The organism is Pseudomonas sp. BN102, from assembly GCF_029871245.1.
Classification (GTDB): domain Bacteria; phylum Pseudomonadota; class Gammaproteobacteria; order Pseudomonadales; family Pseudomonadaceae; genus Metapseudomonas.
Genome location: NZ_SSON01000059.1, coordinates 22,077 through 41,521, shown reverse-complemented (window position 1 = coordinate 41,521; position 19,445 = coordinate 22,077). Strand labels below are relative to the sequence as shown.

At 66.3% G+C, this 19,445-nt stretch carries 16 protein-coding genes and 1 pseudogene; 11 read left to right on the top strand and 6 right to left on the bottom strand.

Annotated elements, in window-relative coordinates; all coding sequences use genetic code 11:
* Positions 1–27 precede the first annotated feature (27 nt).
* Positions 28–1,971 carry an alkaline phosphatase D family protein gene (locus E8F12_RS11595; RefSeq protein WP_280325376.1) on the bottom strand — a complete coding sequence of 648 codons (1,944 nt, stop codon included), beginning with the start codon at positions 1,969–1,971 and terminating at the stop codon, positions 28–30.
* 405 nt (positions 1,972–2,376) lie between these two features.
* On the opposite strand from E8F12_RS11595, the gene E8F12_RS11590 reads away from it, so the two are divergent.
* The gene (locus tag E8F12_RS11590; RefSeq protein WP_280325375.1) at positions 2,377–2,859 is read left to right on the top strand and encodes a 2Fe-2S iron-sulfur cluster-binding protein; all 483 of its coding nucleotides are present in this window, start codon (positions 2,377–2,379) and stop codon (positions 2,857–2,859) included.
* The gene (locus E8F12_RS11585) at positions 2,856–5,015 is read left to right on the top strand and encodes a xanthine dehydrogenase family protein molybdopterin-binding subunit (RefSeq protein ID WP_280325374.1); all 2,160 of its coding nucleotides are present in this window, start codon (positions 2,856–2,858) and stop codon (positions 5,013–5,015) included. Before E8F12_RS11590 ends, E8F12_RS11585 begins: the two co-directional genes overlap by 4 nt.
* An 80-nt stretch (positions 5,016–5,095) precedes the next feature.
* On the opposite strand, the pseudogene E8F12_RS11580 reads toward E8F12_RS11585, so the two are convergent.
* Positions 5,096–5,557: pseudogene (locus tag E8F12_RS11580) on the bottom strand (LysR family transcriptional regulator substrate-binding protein); the annotation flags it as partial.
* A gap of 223 nt (positions 5,558–5,780) precedes the next feature.
* Between E8F12_RS11580 and E8F12_RS11575 the strand changes: the two are divergent.
* Genes E8F12_RS11575 through E8F12_RS11550 form a run of 6 tightly spaced genes read left to right on the top strand, consistent with a single transcriptional unit; the run spans position 5,781 to position 10,452 of the window.
* A complete protein-coding gene (locus tag E8F12_RS11575) occupies positions 5,781–6,137 on the top strand; it encodes an OB-fold domain-containing protein (RefSeq protein ID WP_280325373.1) in 357 nt (118 codons plus the stop codon).
* A complete protein-coding gene (locus E8F12_RS11570; protein ID WP_280325372.1) occupies positions 6,134–7,279 on the top strand; it encodes a thiolase family protein in 1,146 nt (381 codons plus the stop codon). The genes E8F12_RS11575 and E8F12_RS11570 overlap by 4 nt, the downstream gene beginning before the upstream one ends.
* Before the next feature lies 1 nt (position 7,280).
* Positions 7,281–8,045 (top strand): SDR family NAD(P)-dependent oxidoreductase, encoded by a 765-nt coding sequence (locus tag E8F12_RS11565; protein WP_280325371.1) that lies wholly within the window; start codon positions 7,281–7,283, stop codon positions 8,043–8,045.
* Between the two features lie 10 nt (positions 8,046–8,055).
* The gene (locus E8F12_RS11560) at positions 8,056–8,862 is read left to right on the top strand and encodes an enoyl-CoA hydratase-related protein (RefSeq protein WP_280325370.1); all 807 of its coding nucleotides are present in this window, start codon (positions 8,056–8,058) and stop codon (positions 8,860–8,862) included.
* Positions 8,863–8,864: 2 nt separating this feature from the next.
* Positions 8,865–9,272 (top strand): PaaI family thioesterase, encoded by a 408-nt coding sequence (locus tag E8F12_RS11555; RefSeq protein WP_280325369.1) that lies wholly within the window; start codon positions 8,865–8,867, stop codon positions 9,270–9,272.
* Positions 9,262–10,452, top strand: coding sequence for a CoA transferase (locus E8F12_RS11550; protein ID WP_280325368.1), 1,191 nt, complete (start codon positions 9,262–9,264; stop codon positions 10,450–10,452). Before E8F12_RS11555 ends, E8F12_RS11550 begins: the two co-directional genes overlap by 11 nt.
* 126 nt (positions 10,453–10,578) lie before the next feature.
* Here E8F12_RS11550 and E8F12_RS11545 read toward each other — a convergent pair whose 3' ends face one another.
* Both E8F12_RS11545 and gcvA read right to left on the bottom strand, forming a co-directional pair.
* Positions 10,579–11,484, bottom strand: a complete 906-nt coding sequence (locus E8F12_RS11545) for an NAD(P)-dependent oxidoreductase (protein WP_280325367.1) — start codon at positions 11,482–11,484, stop codon at positions 10,579–10,581.
* Between the two features lie 149 nt (positions 11,485–11,633).
* Positions 11,634–12,542 carry a transcriptional regulator GcvA gene (gcvA, locus tag E8F12_RS11540; protein ID WP_280325366.1) on the bottom strand — a complete coding sequence of 303 codons (909 nt, stop codon included), beginning with the start codon at positions 12,540–12,542 and terminating at the stop codon, positions 11,634–11,636.
* A gap of 224 nt (positions 12,543–12,766) precedes the next feature.
* Here gcvA and E8F12_RS11535 point away from each other — a divergent pair, with 224 nt between their 5' ends.
* A complete protein-coding gene (locus E8F12_RS11535) occupies positions 12,767–13,978 on the top strand; it encodes an OprD family porin (protein WP_280325450.1) in 1,212 nt (403 codons plus the stop codon).
* A 340-nt stretch (positions 13,979–14,318) separates the two neighbouring features.
* Here E8F12_RS11535 and E8F12_RS11530 read toward each other — a convergent pair whose 3' ends face one another.
* On the bottom strand, positions 14,319–15,755 hold the full coding sequence (locus E8F12_RS11530; protein WP_280325365.1) for an aldehyde dehydrogenase family protein: 1,437 nt from the start codon (positions 15,753–15,755) through the stop codon (positions 14,319–14,321).
* Between the two features lie 318 nt (positions 15,756–16,073).
* On the opposite strand from E8F12_RS11530, the gene E8F12_RS11525 reads away from it, so the two are divergent.
* On the top strand, positions 16,074–17,420 hold the full coding sequence (locus E8F12_RS11525) for an MFS transporter (RefSeq protein WP_280325364.1): 1,347 nt from the start codon (positions 16,074–16,076) through the stop codon (positions 17,418–17,420).
* 159 nt (positions 17,421–17,579) lie between these two features.
* On the opposite strand, the gene E8F12_RS11520 is transcribed toward E8F12_RS11525, so the two are convergent.
* Positions 17,580–18,476, bottom strand: coding sequence for a LysR family transcriptional regulator (locus tag E8F12_RS11520; protein WP_280325363.1), 897 nt, complete (start codon positions 18,474–18,476; stop codon positions 17,580–17,582).
* A 126-nt stretch (positions 18,477–18,602) separates the two neighbouring features.
* Between E8F12_RS11520 and E8F12_RS11515 the strand changes: the two genes are divergently transcribed.
* Positions 18,603–19,433: an oxidoreductase gene (locus tag E8F12_RS11515; protein WP_280325362.1), complete on the top strand. Its 831-nt coding sequence runs from the start codon at positions 18,603–18,605 to the stop codon at positions 19,431–19,433.
* Positions 19,434–19,445: the final 12 nt, after the last annotated feature.

The following is a 19,445-nucleotide window of genomic DNA, read 5'->3' as shown; positions in this document are numbered from 1 at the left end:
GGACCTCGTCGAATTTCGGGGACGGCATCATACCCGCCGTGCCACCGGATGTTCAGCCGCCAGGTCGTCGCGGTCCTCGATGAATTCGGTGGGCACCGAGCCGTCGGCGTTCAACTGGAAGATGCGCGCCGGCCGGCCCTGGGGGTCGAAGAACACCTGACCGAGGCCGGCGGAGTTCCACAGGCGCTCGCCGGCCTTGCTGTGCTCCGGCGTACGCGGCACCACCTTCATGGGCCGGCGCTTGGTGAACCAGTTCAGCGGCGAACGCGGTGAATAGAGCCACCGGTTGAGCCGGTCGAATACATCCAGCAGGCGGCGGGGGAACTCATTCTTGATGCCGCTGCTGGTGATCTGCCAGATCTTTGGGCCCTGCTGGCGATGGCGGATCAGCACTTCGTAGACGAAGGAGTAATGCACGTCGCCGGAGAGGACCACGTAGCTGCCCGGTGTGCGTGAGTGGCGGAAGATGTTGAGGATCACCTGCGCCGCGCCCCGATGTGCCATCCAGTTCTCCGCGTCCACCAGCAGCGGGTTGCCGAACCAGCTGAATACCCGCTGCACCGTTTCGATCAGCTTGACGCCGAAGATCGGCGCCGGTGACACGATGATGGCCGACGGGTGATCCAGCAACTCCTGCTGCAGCTCGCTCAGGGCCTCCCAGTCCAGCAGGCCGGACGGACGCTTCAGCTCGATTTCGCTGCGCCAGCGGCGGGTGCGGGTGTCCAGCACCACCAGTGCCGGTGTGGTGGGCAGCACGTATTGCCAGCGGTTGAAGCCCAGCAGGCGGTCGATCAGCCCGTCCTGGGGAATGCTGTCCAGGTGGCCGTCACCGGCGGCGGTGGCACTCAGGGCCTCGGCCCGGTCCAGCAGTTCGCCGAAGGCGTCCGGGTCATTGCCCCAGCCCTGGCAGAGCATGTAGGCCAGCAGCGCGTTGCCGATGATGCGTTTGGAAAAGGGATGGCCGTAGGCGGTCTGCTCCCACTGGGCGGAGAGGTTCCAGTCGTCGGTGATGTCGTGGTCATCGAAGATCATCAGCGTCGGCAGGTGGGCGAGCACCCGCGCCACGCCGGGCAGGCCGGCGCGGAAACCAGCCAGGCGGGATTCCTCCAGCCGGTAGCGCTCGATCTTGTCCGCTTCCAGGGCGGGCATCTGCGGGTCGACCAGGGTCCAGGGCACCGGCGACCAGACCAGCAGGTACATGGCCAGCACCTCGGCGAACGTCACCAGGTGGTTTTCCGCGTTGCTGCTGGTGAAGATGGGTTTGCGCGCACCGCCGAAGAAGCGCTCGCGCAGGGTTTCGTTGCTTTCCAGCGCCGGCAGCAGGTCGGCTCGGTGGTAATAGCTGGCCGGATGGGTGTAGAGCGCCGCGCTGTCGCTGACCACGGCGCCTTCCAGGCGCTCGTCGAACAGGCCGAGGCGCGCGATCAGCTGGTGGATGGCGCGCAGCATGGGGCCGGCCACATCGTCGGCGTAGACCTGGTCGCCGCTCATCAGCAACAGCGCGGGTCGATCCTCGGGCGCCGGCCCGGCAGCCAGCAGGCGATCGGCGCACAGCAGGCCGTCCGGCGCCGGATGATGAGGCTTGCGGCAGGAGCCATGGAGCAACTGGTCGATGCGTTTACGCAGTACGAAGCTCGGCTGGCGCGCCTCGCCATAGACCAGGTGTGGCGCCCAGTCGGCGATGCCTTGGCCATCGATCAGCAGGTCGTAGTCCACCTGCTGGTCCAGGGGCAGCGAGGCCTCCAGGCGCAGGTCGATCAGGTGCAGGAAGGCATGCCGCCCCAGGGCGATCACGCGGCAGGCGTCACTGTCCAGGCTGTACCCCACGCCACCGTCCAGCGACAGCCGCAGCACCGGCGACAGCGGGCGCGACGCCACCAGCCAGAGCACCAGGCGGCGGGCTTCGATGCGGCGCAGCAGGGGGCCGGCAAGGACGGAGGGGAGGTTTTCCTGGGAGGAGACTGCGGACATCGGGGCAACGGAACCTGTGCGAACGAGCGCAACAGGATACCGCGAGTGGCGCGGATGGCTCCGAAACGGCTTGAAAAAAACTCAGCCCAATAGTGCGTTTAATTCGATTGGCAGTGTGCGCGAGGGGCTTCTAGCATCCTTGGGTCCGCCCCGCGCTGGCGCCTTTGATCCGCCAGTCGCCCAGCCCTGATGGAACGGCCTGCCCACGGAGGCAACCATGCTTCAGGTTCTGCTCGATGGCCCGCTGGCCCACGACACCCCAGGCACGATTCCCGAAGCCCATTCCGGCGCTCCCTGATCCAACCCCCATCCCTTTTCCTTCCAGGGCCGCCGTATCGCCCTGGCCAACCGTAGACCGCCCGCAACGACGGGCGGCCGTCCTGATGAAAACCACTAGGAGGCGATATGGCCCTCACCCTGAAGATCAATGGCACCGAGCACAGCGTCGATGTCGACCCCGATACGCCGCTCCTCTGGGTACTGCGCGACGTGCTGGGCATGACCGGCACCAAGTTCGGCTGCGGCATGGCACTCTGCGGCGCCTGCACCGTGCACATGAATGGCGCGGCGGTCCGTTCCTGCGTGATGCCGGTGAGCAGCATGGTCGGCGCGGAAATCACCACCATCGAAGCCATCGGTGAAACCGACGCCGGCAAGCGCGTGCAGGAGGCCTGGCTGGCCACCGAAGTGGTGCAGTGCGGCTACTGCCAGTCGGGGCAGATCATGTCCGCCAGCGCGCTGCTGGCGACCAACCCGAACCCCAGCGATGCCGACATAGACGGCGCAATGTCCGGCAATATCTGCCGTTGCGGCACCTACCTGCGCATTCGCGAGGCCATCAAACTGGCCGCCCAGGCGCAACCGGCCAAGGCGGAGGATGCGGCATGAACGACCTGACCTTTTCCGGCCTCAGCCGCCGTGGTTTTCTCAAGGCCAGCGCCGCCGTGGGTGGCGGCCTGCTAATCAGCTTCAGCCTGCCCGGCCTGATGGGCGATGCGCAGGCGGCGGAGGGCGAATTCAGCCCCAACGCCTATATCCGCATTGACCGCAGCGGCAAGGTGTTCTTCATCATCCAGCCGGTGGAAATGGGGCAGGGCACCTACACCTCCATGCCGGCGCTGATCGCCGAAGAGCTGGAAATCAGCCTCGATCAGGTGGTGATCGAACACGCGCCGGCCGACGACAAGCGCTACGCCAACCCCATGCTCGGCTTCCAGGTCACCGGCGGTTCCACCTCGGTGCCGGCGAACTGGAAACCCCTGCGCCAAGCCGGTGCCACGGCACGCGTCCTGCTGGTGACGGCGGCGGCGCAACAGTGGTCGGTGCCGGTGGAGAGTTGCCAGGCCGTGAATGGCGCTGTGGTGCACGCGGAGAGCGGCCGCAAGCTGGGCTACGGAGAGCTGGTGGACGCCGCCGCCAAGTTGCCGGTGCCGGGTGAGGTGCCACTGAAGGACCCGTCCCGGTTCACCCTGATCGGCACCCCCGCCAAGCGCACGGACTCGCCGGACAAGGTGCGTGGCAAGGCGAAGTTCGGCATCGATGCCCGCCCCGAAGGGGTGAAGGTCGCCGCGCTGACCATCTGCCCGGTGATCGGTGGCACCCTGGCCGAAGTGGACGACGCCCCAGCCATGGCGGTGAAGGGCGTGCACAAAGTGGTGCGCACCAAGGATGCGGTGGCGGTCATCGCCGACCACACCGGCGCGGCGCGCAAGGGCCTGGCTGCCCTGTCGATCAAGTGGAACGAGGGCGCGAACGCCAAGGTGTCCAGCGCCGAGCTGCTGAAGAATATCGAGGAAGCCTCCAGGGGCGAAGGTGTGCAGGCCCGCGCCGAAGGCGATGTGCAGGCTGCCATGGGCAAGGCGGCGAAGAAGGTGGAGGTGACCTACCAGGTGCCCTTCCTCGCGCATGCCTGCATGGAGCCGGTCAACTGCACTGCCCATGTACGCAAGGACGGTTGCGACCTCTGGCTGGGCATCCAGGTGCCAGCCAGGGCTAAAACCCTCGCGGCGCAGCTCACCGGCCTGCCGGAAGAATCGGTGCAGGTACACAACCATCTGCTCGGCGGCGGTTTCGGCCGGCGCCTGGAAACGGACTTCGTCGGCCATGCGTTGGAGGTGGCCAAGCAGGTGGATTACCCGGTGAAGGTGATCTATTCCCGCGAGGAAGACACCCGCCACAGCACCCTGCGACCTTTCCACTACAACCACCTCGCGGCGGGCCTGGATGAGCAGGGCCGGCCCATCGCCTGGACCCACAAGGTCACCGGCGGCTCGATCATCGCGCGCTGGGCGCCGGCGCGCTTCACCAATGGCATCGACGGCGACGCGGTGCGCGACGCCTGCGGCCCCTACGGCTTCCCCAACCTGGCGGTGCACTACGTGCGCCACGAGCCGCCCAAGGGCATCACCCCCGCCTTTTGGCGCGGCGTGGGGCACACCCAGAACGCGTTCATGGTGGAGGGCTTCATGGACGAGCTGGCGGCCATGAACAAGGTCGATCCTTTCAGCTACCGCTATCCGCTGCTGGAGAAGCACCCGCGTGCGCTGAAGGTGCTGGAAACCCTGCGCGAGAAATCGGGCTGGGATTCGCCGCTGCCCGCCGGACACGGTCGCGGCCTGGCCCTGACCTACTGCTTCAGCACCTATGCCGCGCAGGTGGCGGAGGTCAGCGTGGACGCCAGCGGCGCGGTGAAGGTGCACAAGGTCACCTGCGTGGTGGACTGCGGCATCCCCATCAATCCCGACTCGGTGGTGGCGCAGATGCAGGGCGGTACCGTCTTCGGCCTGACGGCGGCGCTGTACGGCAACATCACCTACAAGGATGGCCGGGTGGAGCAGGGCAATTTCGACAGCTACCGGATGCTGCGCATCAACGAGGTGCCGCCCATTGAAACGCACATCATCAACAGTGGCGAATCCCCCGGCGGCCTTGGGGAGGTCTCCACCGTGGTCATAGCCCCGGCGGTGGTCAACGCCATCTTCGCCGCCACCGGAAAGCGGCTGCGCTCGTTGCCGATCGATCCACAGCAGCTGCGCCAGGCCTGAGTGGCGGGAGCTTGACCCGGTGAAGCTGCGCTGGGGGAGGTTGGCGACGTGAAGGGCCGGACGAGGATGCCGGCCCCGGGTCAGTCTCCCTCGGCGGTCGCCAGCTTGTGCTGGAAGCTTTCCAGGAACACGTTCTCGGCAATGGTCATCTTCTGCTCGCGGTTCCACAGCAGGAAGATATCGACATCGACTATGCCTTCCACCGGTGGCAGCCGCCACAACAGGCCGTCGTCGATGTCCTTGCTCAGCAGATGCTCCGGCAGGCAGCCGATGCCGTATCCCGCACAGACCAGGCGGTGAATTTCCTCGAAGCTCGATGAAGAGGCGACTATCCGTCCGGTAAAGCCCTGCTGGTCGCGGAACACCGCCAGGGGCGAGAGATTGCCGCCGATCTGGTCGCTGACGAAGCTGACGAAGTTCTCGCCCTGCAGCTCCTCCAGGGTCACGTCGCTACGCCCGAAGAAGCGGTGGCGCCTGCCGCAGAAGAACGCATAGCGCTGGCGCAGCAGTTGGCGCTGCTCCAGCTTCGGCTGGGCGAGGCGGCGGATCAGGTTGCTGATGTGCATGAAAGGTCTCGGTGAGGAGTGCTGGCGTCGCCGATGGCGCCACGCCTGCGGCCGCGCCGTGAATCGCCGGGTGCGGACTTTCGCTTGCGGAAAACTCAACCAGAAGTGGTCTTTATATCGTTTGTCGGGGTTCCGCCCGATGTCGACCATAGCTCCAGTCCAGAGCCGTTCGCGCGGCTTAAAACAACAGGAGGTCGACATGAACCCGCTGCCATCCCTCTGGGGGAGCGATAGCCCCCCGCGCCTGCTTGGCTCCCGTCATATCGCCAGCGGCGAGTTGGTGTTCCCGGCGTTGCCGGGGCACTCCCCACTGGCTGACCAGTACCGCATCGAAGCGCTGGCCGACGAGGGCAGCTTGTACAGCTTCAGCATCATCCACCCGAGCCCGAAGAGCGGTCTCGTGCCCTTTGCCCTGGGCTACCTGGACATGGAAGGCCCGCTGCGCCTGTTCGGCCGCATCGGCGGCAGCCAGCGCCCGGTGATCGGTGGCCGCTACCGCATCCAGCCGGATGAGACCTATGGCTATGTGTTCGAATCCGTGGAGGCCTGCCAATGAGCCAGATGCACGTAATGGGCGGGGCCATGACCCGCTTCGGCCGCCACCAGGGCGTGATGGCGCCGGAACTGGCCCAGCGGGCGATCCTCAAAGCCGTGGCTGACGCCGGCCTGGCGCTTGCGGACATCCAGGCGATCTACTGCGCCAACGTCCTCGGCGGCATGATCCTGGGGCAGGTGATCGTGCGCGACCTGGGCCTTGCCGGCATTCCCGTCTACAACGTCGAGAACGCCTGCGCCAGTGGCGCCACCGCCGTGCACCTGGCGCGCCACGCACTGCTGGCCGGACAGTACGAGCGAGTGCTGGTGTTTGGTATCGAGCAACTGACCCAGCTGGGCGGCGGCACCATCCCGATGCAACGCAATGACGAGAAGACCGACCTGTTCGCCAAGGCCGGCATGGTCCTGCCGGCGGTATATGCCATGCGCGCCACCCGCTTCCTGCATGAGCGCGGCGCCGTCCCGGCGGACCTGGCCCGGGTGGCGGTGAAGAACCGCCATCACGGCTCACTCAACGAATACGCCCAGCAGTGCAGCGAAGTGACGCTGGAAGAGGTGCTGGGCTCGCGCATGATTGCCGACCCGCTGACCCTGCTGCAGTGCTGCCCGTCCCAGGTGGATGGCGCGGCGGCCCTGGTGCTCGGCACCCGGCCCGGTCCACATGGGAAGGACGTGCGCGTGCTCGGTTCGATCGTGGTTTCCGGCCTGCGCGAAGGCGCCCGCGACGACATCCTCGATGCCGAGATCACGGCCCGCGCGGCGCGCCTGGCCTACGAGCAAGCCGGCGTAGCCCCGCAAGACGTCGGCGTGGTCGAGCTGCACGACGCCTTCACCATCGCCGAACTCCTCTACTACGAGGCCCTGAGCCTGGCGCCCCATGGCGAAGCCGTGGCGTTGCTGCAGTCCGGCGCCACCGCCCTTGGCGGCCGAGTGCCGGTGAACCCCAGCGGCGGCCTGCTGGCCAAGGGGCACCCGCTGGGCGCGACCGGCGTGGCGCAGATGGTCGAGCTGATGTGGCAACTGCAGGGGCGTGCCAGCGGTCGTCAGGCCGGCAGTCCGAAGATAGGCGTGGCCCAGTGCACCGGTGGCGGCATTGCCGGCGTCGATCACGCGGCGTCTTCCGTTCACGTGCTGGGGGTGTGAAATGAGCGTTCAACGATTCCATCGCGGCCAGGTCGCCGCCGTCACCGGCGCTGCCCGTGGCATCGGCCTGGGCATTGCCACCCGCCTGGCGCGCCAGGGTGTGACCGTCTACTTGCTGGACCGCGATGCGCCGGCCCTGCTCGATGCCGTCAATCTGCTGCAGGATCAGGGCCTCGCTGCTCACGGCATCGCCCTGGATCTCACCGACGGCGCCGCCGTCGAGCACGGCTTCGGGCAGATCCGCGAGGCCTCCGGGCGCCTGGACTTCCTGGTGAATAACGCCGGCGTGGTGCGCGACAAACGCTTCCTGAAAATGACCGAGGAGGACTGGGACCTGGTGGTGGATACCAACCTGCGGGCACAGTTCCTCTGCTGCAAGGCGGCCCTGCCGCTGATGCTCGAGCGCGGCTTCGGGCGCATCGTCAACCTGTCGTCCCGCGCCTGGCTGGGCGGTTTCGGCCAGGCCAACTACTCCGCCGCCAAGGGCGGGGTGGTGAGCCTGACCCGCAGCCTGGCCATCGAGTTCGCGTCCAAGGGCATCACGGTCAACACCATCGCTCCTGGTATCGTCGACACGCCGCTGTTCCAGGCCTTCGAACCGGAGGTGCAGGCCCGCCTGAAAGACACGGTGCCGGTCAAGCGCATCGGCACCCCGGAGGACATCGGCAACGCTGTCGAATTCTTCCTCGACCCGGCCAGCTCCTACGTCACCGGGCAAACCCTTTATGTCTGTGGCGGGCGCAGCCTGTCCTCGGCCAGCGTGTAAGGAGGCCGCCATGCCTGTCCATCTGCAAATCCATGGCGCGGTCGCCTTGCTCAGCCTCGACCGCCCGCAAGCCCTCAATGCCCTGGATATCGATTCGCTGCGCAGCTTGCGCGAACACCTGGCGGAGGTCCGTGACCGCCGCGAGATTCGCGCGGCCATCCTGATGGGAACCGGTGAACGGGCCTTCTGCGTCGGCGCCGACCTGAAGAGCACCCGCGAATCCTCGGCTTCCTATGCAGAGGCCCTGTTCCTCGGCAAGCAGCAGGCCGCCGACGCCGGGCTCTACATCCGCCTGATGGACCTGGCCGACCTCGACCTGCACAAGCCGCTGATCGCCGCCATCAACGGCCACTGCCTGGGCGGTGGCCTGGAGCTGGCGTTGCAGTGCGACCTGCGCATCGCTTCCGGCAACGCCAGCTTCGGCTTGCCGGAGGCGGTGGTGGGTTCGATACCGGCGGTGTCCGGGTTGCATCGCCTGCAAAAGGCGGTGGCGCCGGCGCACGCCATGCAGATGGCGCTGACCGGCGAGCGCATCGACGCCGCCAGGGCCTTGTCCATCGGCCTGGTCTCGGAGGTACTGGACGGCCCGGCGGCGCTGCTCGACCGCGCCTTTGCCCTGGCCGAACGAATCGCCGCCCAGGCACCGCTGGCCGTGCAGTCCCTGCAGTCGCTGGCGCGGCAGACCGCGCACCTGTCCGACGCCGACGCCCAGCGCCTCACCGAGCTCTACTGGGGCGTCCTGCGGGATACCGAGGATCGTCTCGAAGGGCGCGCGGCCTTCGCCGAGAAGCGCGCGCCGCACTACAGGGGGCGCTGACCATGGACCTGCACAATCCCTTCCTCCAGGGCCTGGGCATCGAGCTGCTGCACTGGGGGCCGGGCGAGGCGACGTTCCGCCTGGCTATCGACGACCGCCACCTCAATCGCCAGGGCGCCCTCCATGGCGGCCTGATCGCCACCCTGCTGGATGCCGCCTGCGGTTATTCCGGGCTGCATGCAGGGGAGGACGAAGAGGAGGTCCATGGCCTGACCGTGATGCTCAACATCGCCTACCTGCAAATGGCCCGCGAAGGCACAGTCACCGCCCGCGGACGGGTGCGCCGCAGCGGCCGCAGCCTGTATTTCGCCGAGGCGGAACTCAGCAATGCCAGGGGCGAGCTGCTGGCCACCGCCCAGGGCAGCTTCAAGCGGCCGTCGCCGCGTGGAGGGAACCATCATGTTGCGTGACGCCTTGCAGGGCCTGAGGGTACTGGACTTCACCCAGATCGCCGCCGGTCCCACCTGCACCATGCTGCTGGCCGACATGGGTGCGCGGGTGATCAAGGTCGAGGCGCCGGAAGGCGACCTCGGCCGCAGCCTCGGGCCCGCCTGGGTCGGTGACGACAGCGCGCTCTACCACAGCTTCAACCGTGGCAAGCTCGGCCTCTGCCTCGACCTCAAGCAGCCCACGGGGCTGGCCGTGGCGCAACGCCTGGTGGCCGAGGCCGACGTGCTGATCGAAAGCATGCGCCCGGGTGTGATGGAGCGGCTCGGCCTGGGGTACCAGGCCGTGGCGCAGCTCAACCCGGCGCTGGTCTATTGCTCGATTTCCGCCTACGGCCAGGAGGGGCCCTACGCCGACCGCGCCGGCGTGGACGGCATACTCCAGGCCGATTCCGGGCTGATGAGCCTGATCGGCACTCCCGGCGCGCCGCCCTGCAAGGTGCAGGCGCCGGTGGTGGACGTGGTGACCGGCTACATGGCCTGCATGGCGATACTTGCCAAACTGCAGGCCAGGCACCGAGACGGGCAGGGCGGGCACCTGGACGTGAACCTGATGAACTCCGCCCTGGCGTTGCAGCAGTCGTCCATCACCAGCTACCTGCGGGACGGCGAACTCCCTACCCGCATCGGCAGCGCCGCGCCCTACTCGGCACCCAACGAAGCATTCCAGACCGAGGACGGCTGGATGATGGTGGCGGCCTACAACGGCAACCGTTGGGAGCGCCTGTGCGCCGTGCTCCGTCACCCGGAATGGGCGAGCGACCCGCGCTTCGCCAGCTCCGCCCAACGAGTGGTGCACCGCGCCGAAATGCAGGAGGCGCTCACCGCCGTGTTCCGCACCGAGCCCACCGCGTACTGGTTGGATCGGCTGCGCGAGTCGGACATCCTCTGCTCCAAGGTGGCTGACTACAGCGATCTGCTTGAACATCCCCAGCTCGCCAGCAACGGCATGCTGGCGTCGATCGAGCATCCCCGCCACGGCGATCTGCGCGTGCCCGGCTTCCCGGTGAACAGCCTGGAGGCGGCGGAGTGTCCCTACCGGCCGGCGCCGGACAAGGGCGAGCATTCGCGGGAGCTGCTGCTGGAGGCAGGCTTCAGTGAAGGGGAAGTGGATGAGCTGTTTGGGTGTGGGGCGGTGATCTGAAATCGCTAACCAACTCACGAGATGAACCGTAGGGCGCACCCTACGGTCCTGTCTTGCAGATCTGGAGGGGGCTCCTATCCCAAGAATAATCCCGGCCAACTGGCCGGGATTTTTCCCTTCAGCTCATCACACCCGCTCTTCGATCCTCACCCCTGCCAGCCCCTCCAGTACCTGCACTACCTGGGTCATATCCCGGCTCGGCTCACCGGTATTCACGGCCTGGTCGAAGAACTGCTTGACCACCGCGCAGGTGAAAGCCGGCGCGCCGTTGGCCTCGGCTTCGGCGAGGAACAGGCGGATGTCCTTGCGCATCAGGTCCAGACGGAAGCCGAAGTCGAACTCGCGCCTGAGCACGGTGCCGGCGACGATATTTTCGCTGGCGTAGCTGCGCGCCGTGCTGGCGTTGAGCATTTCCAGCATTTGCTGCGGATCGAGCCCCGCCTTGATGCCGAACAGCACCGCCTCGCTGGTGGCCACCAGGGTGGCGCCGACGATCATGTTGTTGACCAGTTTGAGGGTCTGGCCCAGGCCAGCCTCGGTACCGATATGCACTACCTTGCGGCCGAACGCCGCGAACACCGGTTCGCAACGGGCATAGGCGTCGGCGTCGGCGTCACCGCCGACCATCACCGACAATGTGCCGGCTTCGGCGCCGGCGACACCGCCAGCCAGGGGCGCATCCAGGGCTTTGATGCCGCGCGCCCTGAGCGCCTGTTCCAGATGGCGAGCCATGCTCGGGCCGGTCGTCGAGTGGTCGACGAGCACGCGCACCACTTCGCCCCGGATCACGCCGTTCTCGCCCAGCACCACCTGCTCGACGATCTCCGGCGTCGGCACGCAGACCAGCACGATTTCCGCAGCATCGCCCACTTCCCGTGGCGAGCCGTGGCTGCGTGCGCCACGGGCCAACAGGGGCGCCAGGGCCCCGGGGTTGGTATCGAAGAGTTCCAGGCCGAAGCCGTGGTCCAGCAGGTGTCGCGCCATTTTCTGGCCCATGGCGCCGAGGCCGATGAAGCCGATGCGTTCGCTCATTCTTGTTGCTCCCGTTTTGCGAGGTGAGGTTCCGGCGGACGGGAGGGCGGTGCCTGGGCGCCGCCGGCAGTCAGCCGGACAGGCCCATCCTAGAAAGCGGCGAACGGCGCGGACAAAGCACTTTTTGGCGCGGAAGGCTTGAAGAAATCTCAATCGGAGTGGCGGGTCTGCCGGGCCTGTTCCAGCAGCCATTGGCGGAAGGTGGCCATGTCTTCGCTCTCCGCGCGGTGCCTGGGGGTGAGCAGGTAATAGGTGTAGGCGCCCATGTCCACGGTCTGCTCGAAGGGCCGCACCAGGGTGCCTTCGCGCAGCTCCTTTTCCACCAGGAACAGCTGGGCCATGGCAAGGCCCTGGCCGCCGGCGGCCGCCGCGTAGGCCATGGAGGAGCTCTGGTAGGTCATGCCGGCTCGCGCATCCACCGCACTGCCGACGCCGGTGGCTTGCAGCCAGTGGGCCCAGTCATCGGGGCGGGCGATGGAGTGCAGCATGGTGTAGTCGCCCACATCGGCCGGTTCGTGCAGGCCCGGGCCGGTGACGAGCAGGGCGGCGCTGCATACCGGCGCGAGGATGTTGTCGCTCAAGGTGTAGCAATTGCAGTTGGGCCAGTCGCCGGAGCCCAGGCGGATGGCCGCGTCGAGGTCTTCCTTGTAGAAATCCACCGGGTCCAGCGAGGCGGTGAGCAGCACCTCGATTTTCGGATTCTCCTGGTGGAAGCTGGCCAGCCGCGGGATCAGCCACTGCATGGCGAAGGTGGTGTAGGCGCGTACCTTGATCTGCCGGCGCTTGGTAGGACGCTTGAGTTTGCGGGTGGCGCTGCGCAGGTCCTCGATTATCCGCGCCACCGCCTTGAAGTACTGCTCGCCGGCGGGGGTGAGGGTGATCTGCCGGTGGCCGCGGAGAAACAGCGGCTGCTCCATGTAGTCCTCCAGGGCGCGGATCTGCCGCGATACGGCTCCGGGGGTGACGTTCAGTTCATCGGCGGCAAGGGTGATGCTGAGGTGCCGGGCGACGGCTTCGAAAGCCCGGACGGCATTGAGGGGCGGCAGTCTGTCCATCATCGGCAACTTCTTCTTGGAAGCCAGGAATGGCGCGGAATCTTACTCTAGTTCTGATTGAGTAAATCTCAAGCGAAAACGCTGTTTTAATCGTTTGTCGCGGCCTTCGGCGGGTTCCTAGCATCGGTTCCGGACCTATCACAACAACAAGAGAGTGCCGCTCCATGACCATCCCCAAGCGGGTCGATCATCTCGACCCTCGCGCCTTGCTTTTCCTCATCCCGATCATGACCAGCACCCCGGCCTGCGCCGAGTTCTTCAAGGACTCCAAGGCCAGCCTGGAACTGCGAAACTTCTACTTCAACCGCGACTTCCGCCAGGCCGGCGCCGCGCAGAACAAGGCCGAGGAATGGGCTCAGGGCTTCCTGCTGCGCTACGAGTCCGGCTTCACCGATGGACCGGTCGGCGTTGGTGTCGACGCCCTTGGCCTGCTGGGGGTGAAGCTCGACTCCAGCCCCGACCGCACCGGCACCGGCCTGCTCAAGTCCGACCGCGAAAGGCCCGGCCGCGCCCAGGACGAATACGGCGAACTGGGGCTGACCGCCAAGCTGCGCGCCGCCAACAGCTTGCTCAAGCTCGGCACCCTGCAGCCCAAGCTGCCCATCGCTCTGGCCAACGACAGCCGCCTGCTGCCACAGACCTTTCTCGGTACCTGGCTGACCAGCGCGGAACTGGAGAACCTGACCCTGGATCTCGGCCGGTTCAACCGCATCAACCTGCGCAACTCCTCGGATAACGAGGAGATGCAGGTATTCAATGCTGGCGCGCGCAACATTGTGCTGGGCGACACCCGGACCAGCGATGCGCTGGATTTCGCCGGCGCCACCTACAAGTGGACCTCGGCCCTGAGCACGTCCTACCACTACGCCGAGCTGGACGGCATCTACCGCCAGCACTACCTCAGCCTTGGCCATGGCCTTGACCTGGGTGCTGCCGGCAGCCTCAAGTCCGACCTGCGCTGGGCGCGCAGCCTGAAAGACGGCGGCAGCAATGTCGACAACCGTGCCCTCGGCGCCATGTTCACCTACAAGTTCGGTCCGCACGCCCTTGGGCTGGCCTACCAACGCATGTCCGGCGACACCGGTTTCGCCAACGTCAACGGCACCGACGCTTACCTGGTCAACCTGGTGCAGATCAACGACTTCGGCAACGAGGACGAACGCTCCTGGCAGGCGCGCTACGACTTCGATTTCGCCGCCCTGGGCATTCCGGGCCTGACCTTCATGACCCGCTACCTTTCCGGTAGTGACGTGGACGTGGCCGGCCGGGCGGAGGAGGGCAAGGAATGGGAACGGGACACCGACATCGCCTACGTGGTCCAGGGCGGAGCGCTGAAGAACCTCGGCATCAAGTGGCGCAATGCGAGCACGCGGAGCGACTTCGGCAGCGATATCGATGAAAACCGCCTGATCGTGACCTACACAGTGCCGCTCTGGTAACTGGCATCGGAACAAAGCAGCCGGCCCCATATGAGGCCGGTTTTTTGTGCCCGAAGCAGGGTACGTAGCGCGTGTGTAGGTTGAAAATCCACGAAGCGGATTTCCACCAGACGGAGAGCCGATGAACCGTCTTTGTGTGGGGGCGAATTCATTCGCTTAGGACAGAAAGCTGTCCCCTAGGCCTCAAGGGCAACCCTTCGGCCTGCTTGGCGAATGAATTCGCCCCCACAAGGAACGCCGGCAAAGCGCGGGATCGTTGGGCTTCGCTGCGCTCTGCCCAACCTACAAAAAAACCCCGCAGCGGAGGTGAATCCGTTGCGGGGCGCTGCTCGGTGCGATGTCAGAGCCGGATGATCACCGATTTGAGCTGGGTGTAGTGGGAGAGGGAGTCTATGCCTTGCTCGCGGCCATAACCGCTCTGCTTGAAGCCGCCGCAGGGGGTTTGCACGAAACCGCCGCTGTATTCGTTGACCACGATTCGCCCGGCTTCCAGGCCGGCGGCCATGCGGTGCACGCGGCCGATGTCGCGGCTCCAGATGCCGGCACCCAGTCCGAATTCGCTGTCATTGGCGATGCGTAGCGCGTCGGCTTCGTCCTTGAAGGGTATGACGCAGACGATGGGCCCGAAGATTTCTTCCTTGGCCAGAGTCATCTCGTTGGTCACGCCGGTGTAGACGGTGGGCTCGATGTACCAGCCGCCGCCGAGGTTGGCGCCGCTGGCCACCTTGCCGCCGATGGCAGGCTCGAGCCCCTCGCGCTCGGCGATCTCGAAGTAGCTCTGGATCTTCTCGAACTGCGCCTGGGTGGTGATGGGGCCGGAGGTGGAGTCGAAGTCGGGGCCGACCCGCAGTGCGGCGACCTGGGCCACCAGCTTTTCGACGAAGCGGTCGTGGACGTTCTCCTGCACCAGCAGGCGGCTGCCCGCGGCGCACCACTGGCCGCTGTTCCAGGTGAAGGCGGTGGTGGCGCCCTTGGCGGCGGCGTCGAGGTCGGCATCGTCGAACACGATGTTGGCGGACTTGCCGCCCAGTTCCAGGGTCAGCGGCAGGATGCGCTCGGCGGCGATGCGGCCCAGTTCCTGGCCGGCGGTGAGGCCGCCGGTGAAGGAGATCTTGCGCATCAGCGGATGGCGCGCCATCACCGGGCCGATCACGCTGCCCTTGCCCACTACCACGTTGAACACACCGGCCGGCAACCCGGCTTCTTCTACCGCGATACGTGCCAGTTCCACCAGCGAGGCGGAGGTGTGCTCGGAGGGCTTGGCCACGACGGTATTGCCGGTGGCCAGGGCCGGGGCGATGGCGCGGGCGGCCTGATGCAACGGGGCGTTCCAGGGCAGGATGGCGCCGATCACGCCGAAGGGGTCGCGGCGGGTGTAGACGTGGTAATTGGGGCCCTGGTTGATGACTTCACCGTCCATGACGTTGACCAGCCCGGCATAGAACTCGAAGTACTGGGCGGTGAGGTCCATCAGCGTGGCCATCTCGCGGCCCGGCTTGCCGGTTTCGGCGCTTTCCAGCTTGCCCAGGCGGTCTTCGCTATGGCGCACGATGCGCGCTAGCTCCAGCAGGATGCGGCCGCGCTCGGAAGGCCGCATGTCGCGCCAGGCAGGCAGCGCATCGGCGGCGGACTGGATGGCGAGCTCCACTTCCTGCGGCCCGCTGTTAGCGACCTCACCCATCTTCTCGCCGGTGCGCGGGTCGAGCTTGTCGACATAGCGGCCCTCGGCCGGAGCCAGGCAACACCCACCGATGTAGCTATCTACTTTCAAGAACATCTTCGAGTCTCCTCATTTCGTACCCCAGGCGCTCTATGGATACCGCTCTTGTTCGTCGGCCTGGGCATCGGCGGCAGGTTCGACCTTGGGCAGGGTCTCCTTCAAAGGAATTTTAGGCCGCTGGTAGTTGCGAAAAACTCAAGCGTCTAAACACCGGAACCGCGCGCCCCGCCTGGGCCGATGCTTGATTTAAAGTCAAGCGAGCCGGGCGGAAATCTCGCTTCACCGCTTGCACGGGCGGCTGCATCTTGCTCGCTAACCAGAAGAGAACGCCTTCGGGTGATCAACAACAACAAGTGTGCTCACGGGAGCGATGCGATGAATAACGACAATAGTGCGATCGGTGGTTTCATGCCTGACCCCATCCCCGCCACCGGCCCTGTCACCGAAGGGCGCAAGCTGACCTACACGGAGAAAAAGGCGATAGTCGCCGCCACGCTCGGCACCATAGTCGAGTACACCGACTGGGTGATCTACGCGACCTTCTCCTCCATTTTGGCCAAGCAATTTTTTCCCGCCGGGAACAGCCTCACGGCGTTGCTTTCGGTGCTGGCGGTGTTCGCTGTCGGTTTCCTCATGCGGCCCATCGGCGGTGCGGTGCTCGGCGCCTTCGCCGACCGCTATGGCCGCAAGAAGGGCCTGACGCTGTCCATCCTGCTGATGTCGGTAGCCTCTTTCGTCATCGGCGTCTGTCCGAACTACGAAAGCATCGGCATCGCCGCGCCCATCATCCTGGTGCTGGCGCGGCTGGTGCAGGGCTTTTCGGCGGGCGGCGAGTTCGGTTCCGCCTCGGCCTTCCTGATCGAGTCGGCGCCGGCCCATCGCCGCGCCTTCGCTGGCTCCTGGCAGTGGTTCGCGATCAACGCCGGGACCCTGGTGTCTTTCCTGCTGGGCTTTGTCCTGGCCTCGGTGGGCAGCGACACCGCACTGACCGACTGGGGTTGGCGCGTGGCCTTCATCATCGCCGCGTTCCTCGGCCTGCTGACCCTGTGGATCCGCCTTTCGGTGCGTGAAACCGAGGTGTTCAAGGCCCGCCTGGCCAAGGGGCAGGTGCCGAAGAAGCCGATCCGCGAGATTTTCACCACCCATCGCAAGGACGTCTGCCGGGTGATCGGCATCGCCATGGCCGGCAACCTGCTCAATTACGTGTGGATGGTGAGCTACCCCTCGCAGGTCCACCTGGTCACCGGCATGCCGATCCGCGAGACCCTGCTCTCGGGGGTGATCGCCGTGGGCGTGTCGTTGGTGCTGATGCCTCTGGTGGGCATGCTCGCTGACCGTGTAGGCCGCCGCCCGGTGCTGATCGCCTTCGCCGCGGCCTCCATGCTCTGGGCCTGGCCGAGCTTCGGCCTGCTGTACCAAGGCATCAGCCTGGCCGAGGTGGCGGTGCTGCAGACCATTTCCCTGGTGATCATGAGCGGCTTTGGCGCGGCCTGTGCCGTGACCATTGCCGAGCAGTTCCCGGCCGAGGTGCGCGTCACCGGGATTTCCCTGCCTTACGCCCTGTCCGTGACCCTGTTCGGCGGCACTTCGCCCTACATCATGACCGCGATGTCCGGTTGGGGTTACGGCCACCTGTTCTGGATCTACCTGGTGGCGGTGAGCTTCGTCAGCCTGGTCGTCTACCTGCGGATGCCGGAGACCAAGGGGCAGCCGCTGCGCTGATCGCTTGATGCGACGAAAAGGCCGAACTCGAATGAGTTCGGCCTTTTGCATTGCGCTTTTTGTAGGTTGGCGCCAAGCGAAGCGCGGCCCAACGCCAGAGCTGTCCCGGGCGATGAAACGTCGGGCTTCGCTTCGCTCAGCCGCAACCTGCGGAGCGATTCATTTTTCCCGCGCCGCCCGGGCGAACTCGATGAAGGCCTTGAGCGCCGCCGGCACCTGGCGGCGGCTGGGGTAGTAGAGGTGCAGGCCCGGGTAATAGGGGCACCAATCCTCCAGTACCCGGACCAGCCGGCCGGCGGCCAGGTGCTCGCTGACCATCTCTTCGAACACATAGGCCAGGCCGGTGCCGTGAAGCGCCGGGCCGAGCATCAAGCCCACGTCATCCAGGGTCAGTGGGCCATCCACCGCTATGTCCAGCTGCTTGCCATCGCGTTCGAACTCCCAGCGGTAGAGATTGCCGCCCGGAAAGCGGTGGCGGATGCAGGGCAGGCCATGCAGGTCTTCCGGCTGCTGCGGCACTGGGTGGCGCTCGAAGAACGCTGGCGCGCCTACCACCACGGAGCGCAGCTCGGGGCCGATGGGCAGGGATACCATGTCGGCCTCCAGCCGCTCGCCGAAGCGCATGCCGGCATCGAAGCCGGCGGACACGACATCCACCAGCGCGTCATTGGCGGTGATCTCGATGGCGACGTCGGGATAGGCCTCGAGGAAGCGCTCGACCAGGGGCAGCAATACCAGTTGCGCCGCCGCGCGTCCGGCATTGATGCGCAGGGTACCCGACGGCGTGTCGCGGAACTGATTGAGGTCCTCCAGGGCGTCGTCTATGTCGCGAAAGGCCGGCTTGATCCGTGCGTAGAGGCGTTCGCCGGCCTCGGTCAGGGCCACGCTGCGGGTGGTGCGGTTGAACAGGCGCACGCCCAGGCGTTCTTCCAGCGCACGAAGCGCATGACTCAGGGCGGACGGGGAAAGGCCGAGCTCAACCGCGGCGCGGCTGAAGCTGAGGTGTGCGGCGATGCTGAGGAACACCGCGAGGTCGGCTGCGGAAACGGCTTTCATTGCTGAATCCTATTCAAAAGCCCATGCCATTTTCTTGGGATTATCACAGGAGTAATCGAAGTCTAGAGTGACGTCAACTCACCAGATAACCCGCGCGGTGCGGGTTCCCCTACAGGAGGAGTTGCTATGCGTACCTGGTTCATTACTGGAGCTTCCCGTGGTTTTGGCGCCCTGATCGCAGCACAGGCCCTGGAGGCCGGCGATGCCGTCATCGCCACCGCGCGCAAACCCGAAGACGTCACCGCCCGCCTGGGCGAGCATCCCAACCTGCTGGCCGTGCGCCTGGATGTCACCCGCGAGAGCGAGGCCCAGCAGGCGGTGGCCGAGGGGGTCGAGCGCTTCGGCCGCATCGATGTGCTGGTCAATAACGCCGGCTACGGCATTCTCGGCGCGGTGGAGGAAACCAGCGCGGTGGAAGTGGAGCGCATCTACGCCACCAACGTGTTCGGCCTGCTCAGCGTGACCCGCGCGGTGCTGCCGCACATGCGCCGCCAGCGTTCCGGACATGTGATCAACATTTCCTCCCTCGGCGGTTACCAGGCCTACATGGGCTGGGGCGTCTACGGCTCCACCAAGTTCGCGGTGGAAGGCATCACCGAAGCGCTGCACCAGGAACTGGCGCCCCTGGGCATCCACGCCACGGTGGTCGAGCCGGGCTTCTTCCGCACCGACTTCCTCGATGATCAGTCCCTGGTGAAGACCGCCCTGGAGCTGCCGGACTACGAGGAAACCGTTGGCGCGATGCGCCGCTTCGCCCACGGCGCCAACCACGCCCAGCCGGGCGACCCGAGCAAGCTGGCCGGCGCCATCATTGGCCTGGTGAATGCGCCCAACCCGCCGCAACGCCTGCCGCTGGGCAGCGATGCGCTGGCACGGATCAGCGCCAAGCACAGCCTGGTGGAGGCCGAAATGGCGGTGTGGCAGCCCCTGACCCTGTCCACCGACTTCGACGCCTGAGCCAGGCCGATG

Coding starts and splice junctions, on each gene's coding strand:
- E8F12_RS11595 (WP_280325376.1), bottom strand. CDS start 1,971: ATGTCCGCAGTCTCCTCCCAGGAAAACCTCCCCTCCGTCCTTGCCGGC.
- E8F12_RS11590 (WP_280325375.1), top strand. CDS start 2,377: ATGGCCCTCACCCTGAAGATCAATGGCACCGAGCACAGCGTCGATGTC.
- E8F12_RS11585 (WP_280325374.1), top strand. CDS start 2,856: ATGAACGACCTGACCTTTTCCGGCCTCAGCCGCCGTGGTTTTCTCAAG.
- E8F12_RS11575 (WP_280325373.1), top strand. CDS start 5,781: ATGAACCCGCTGCCATCCCTCTGGGGGAGCGATAGCCCCCCGCGCCTG.
- E8F12_RS11570 (WP_280325372.1), top strand. CDS start 6,134: ATGAGCCAGATGCACGTAATGGGCGGGGCCATGACCCGCTTCGGCCGC.
- E8F12_RS11565 (WP_280325371.1), top strand. CDS start 7,281: ATGAGCGTTCAACGATTCCATCGCGGCCAGGTCGCCGCCGTCACCGGC.
- E8F12_RS11560 (WP_280325370.1), top strand. CDS start 8,056: ATGCCTGTCCATCTGCAAATCCATGGCGCGGTCGCCTTGCTCAGCCTC.
- E8F12_RS11555 (WP_280325369.1), top strand. CDS start 8,865: ATGGACCTGCACAATCCCTTCCTCCAGGGCCTGGGCATCGAGCTGCTG.
- E8F12_RS11550 (WP_280325368.1), top strand. CDS start 9,262: ATGTTGCGTGACGCCTTGCAGGGCCTGAGGGTACTGGACTTCACCCAG.
- E8F12_RS11545 (WP_280325367.1), bottom strand. CDS start 11,484: ATGAGCGAACGCATCGGCTTCATCGGCCTCGGCGCCATGGGCCAGAAA.
- gcvA (WP_280325366.1), bottom strand. CDS start 12,542: ATGATGGACAGACTGCCGCCCCTCAATGCCGTCCGGGCTTTCGAAGCC.
- E8F12_RS11535 (WP_280325450.1), top strand. CDS start 12,767: ATGACCAGCACCCCGGCCTGCGCCGAGTTCTTCAAGGACTCCAAGGCC.
- E8F12_RS11530 (WP_280325365.1), bottom strand. CDS start 15,755: ATGTTCTTGAAAGTAGATAGCTACATCGGTGGGTGTTGCCTGGCTCCG.
- E8F12_RS11525 (WP_280325364.1), top strand. CDS start 16,074: ATGAATAACGACAATAGTGCGATCGGTGGTTTCATGCCTGACCCCATC.
- E8F12_RS11520 (WP_280325363.1), bottom strand. CDS start 18,476: ATGAAAGCCGTTTCCGCAGCCGACCTCGCGGTGTTCCTCAGCATCGCC.
- E8F12_RS11515 (WP_280325362.1), top strand. CDS start 18,603: ATGCGTACCTGGTTCATTACTGGAGCTTCCCGTGGTTTTGGCGCCCTG.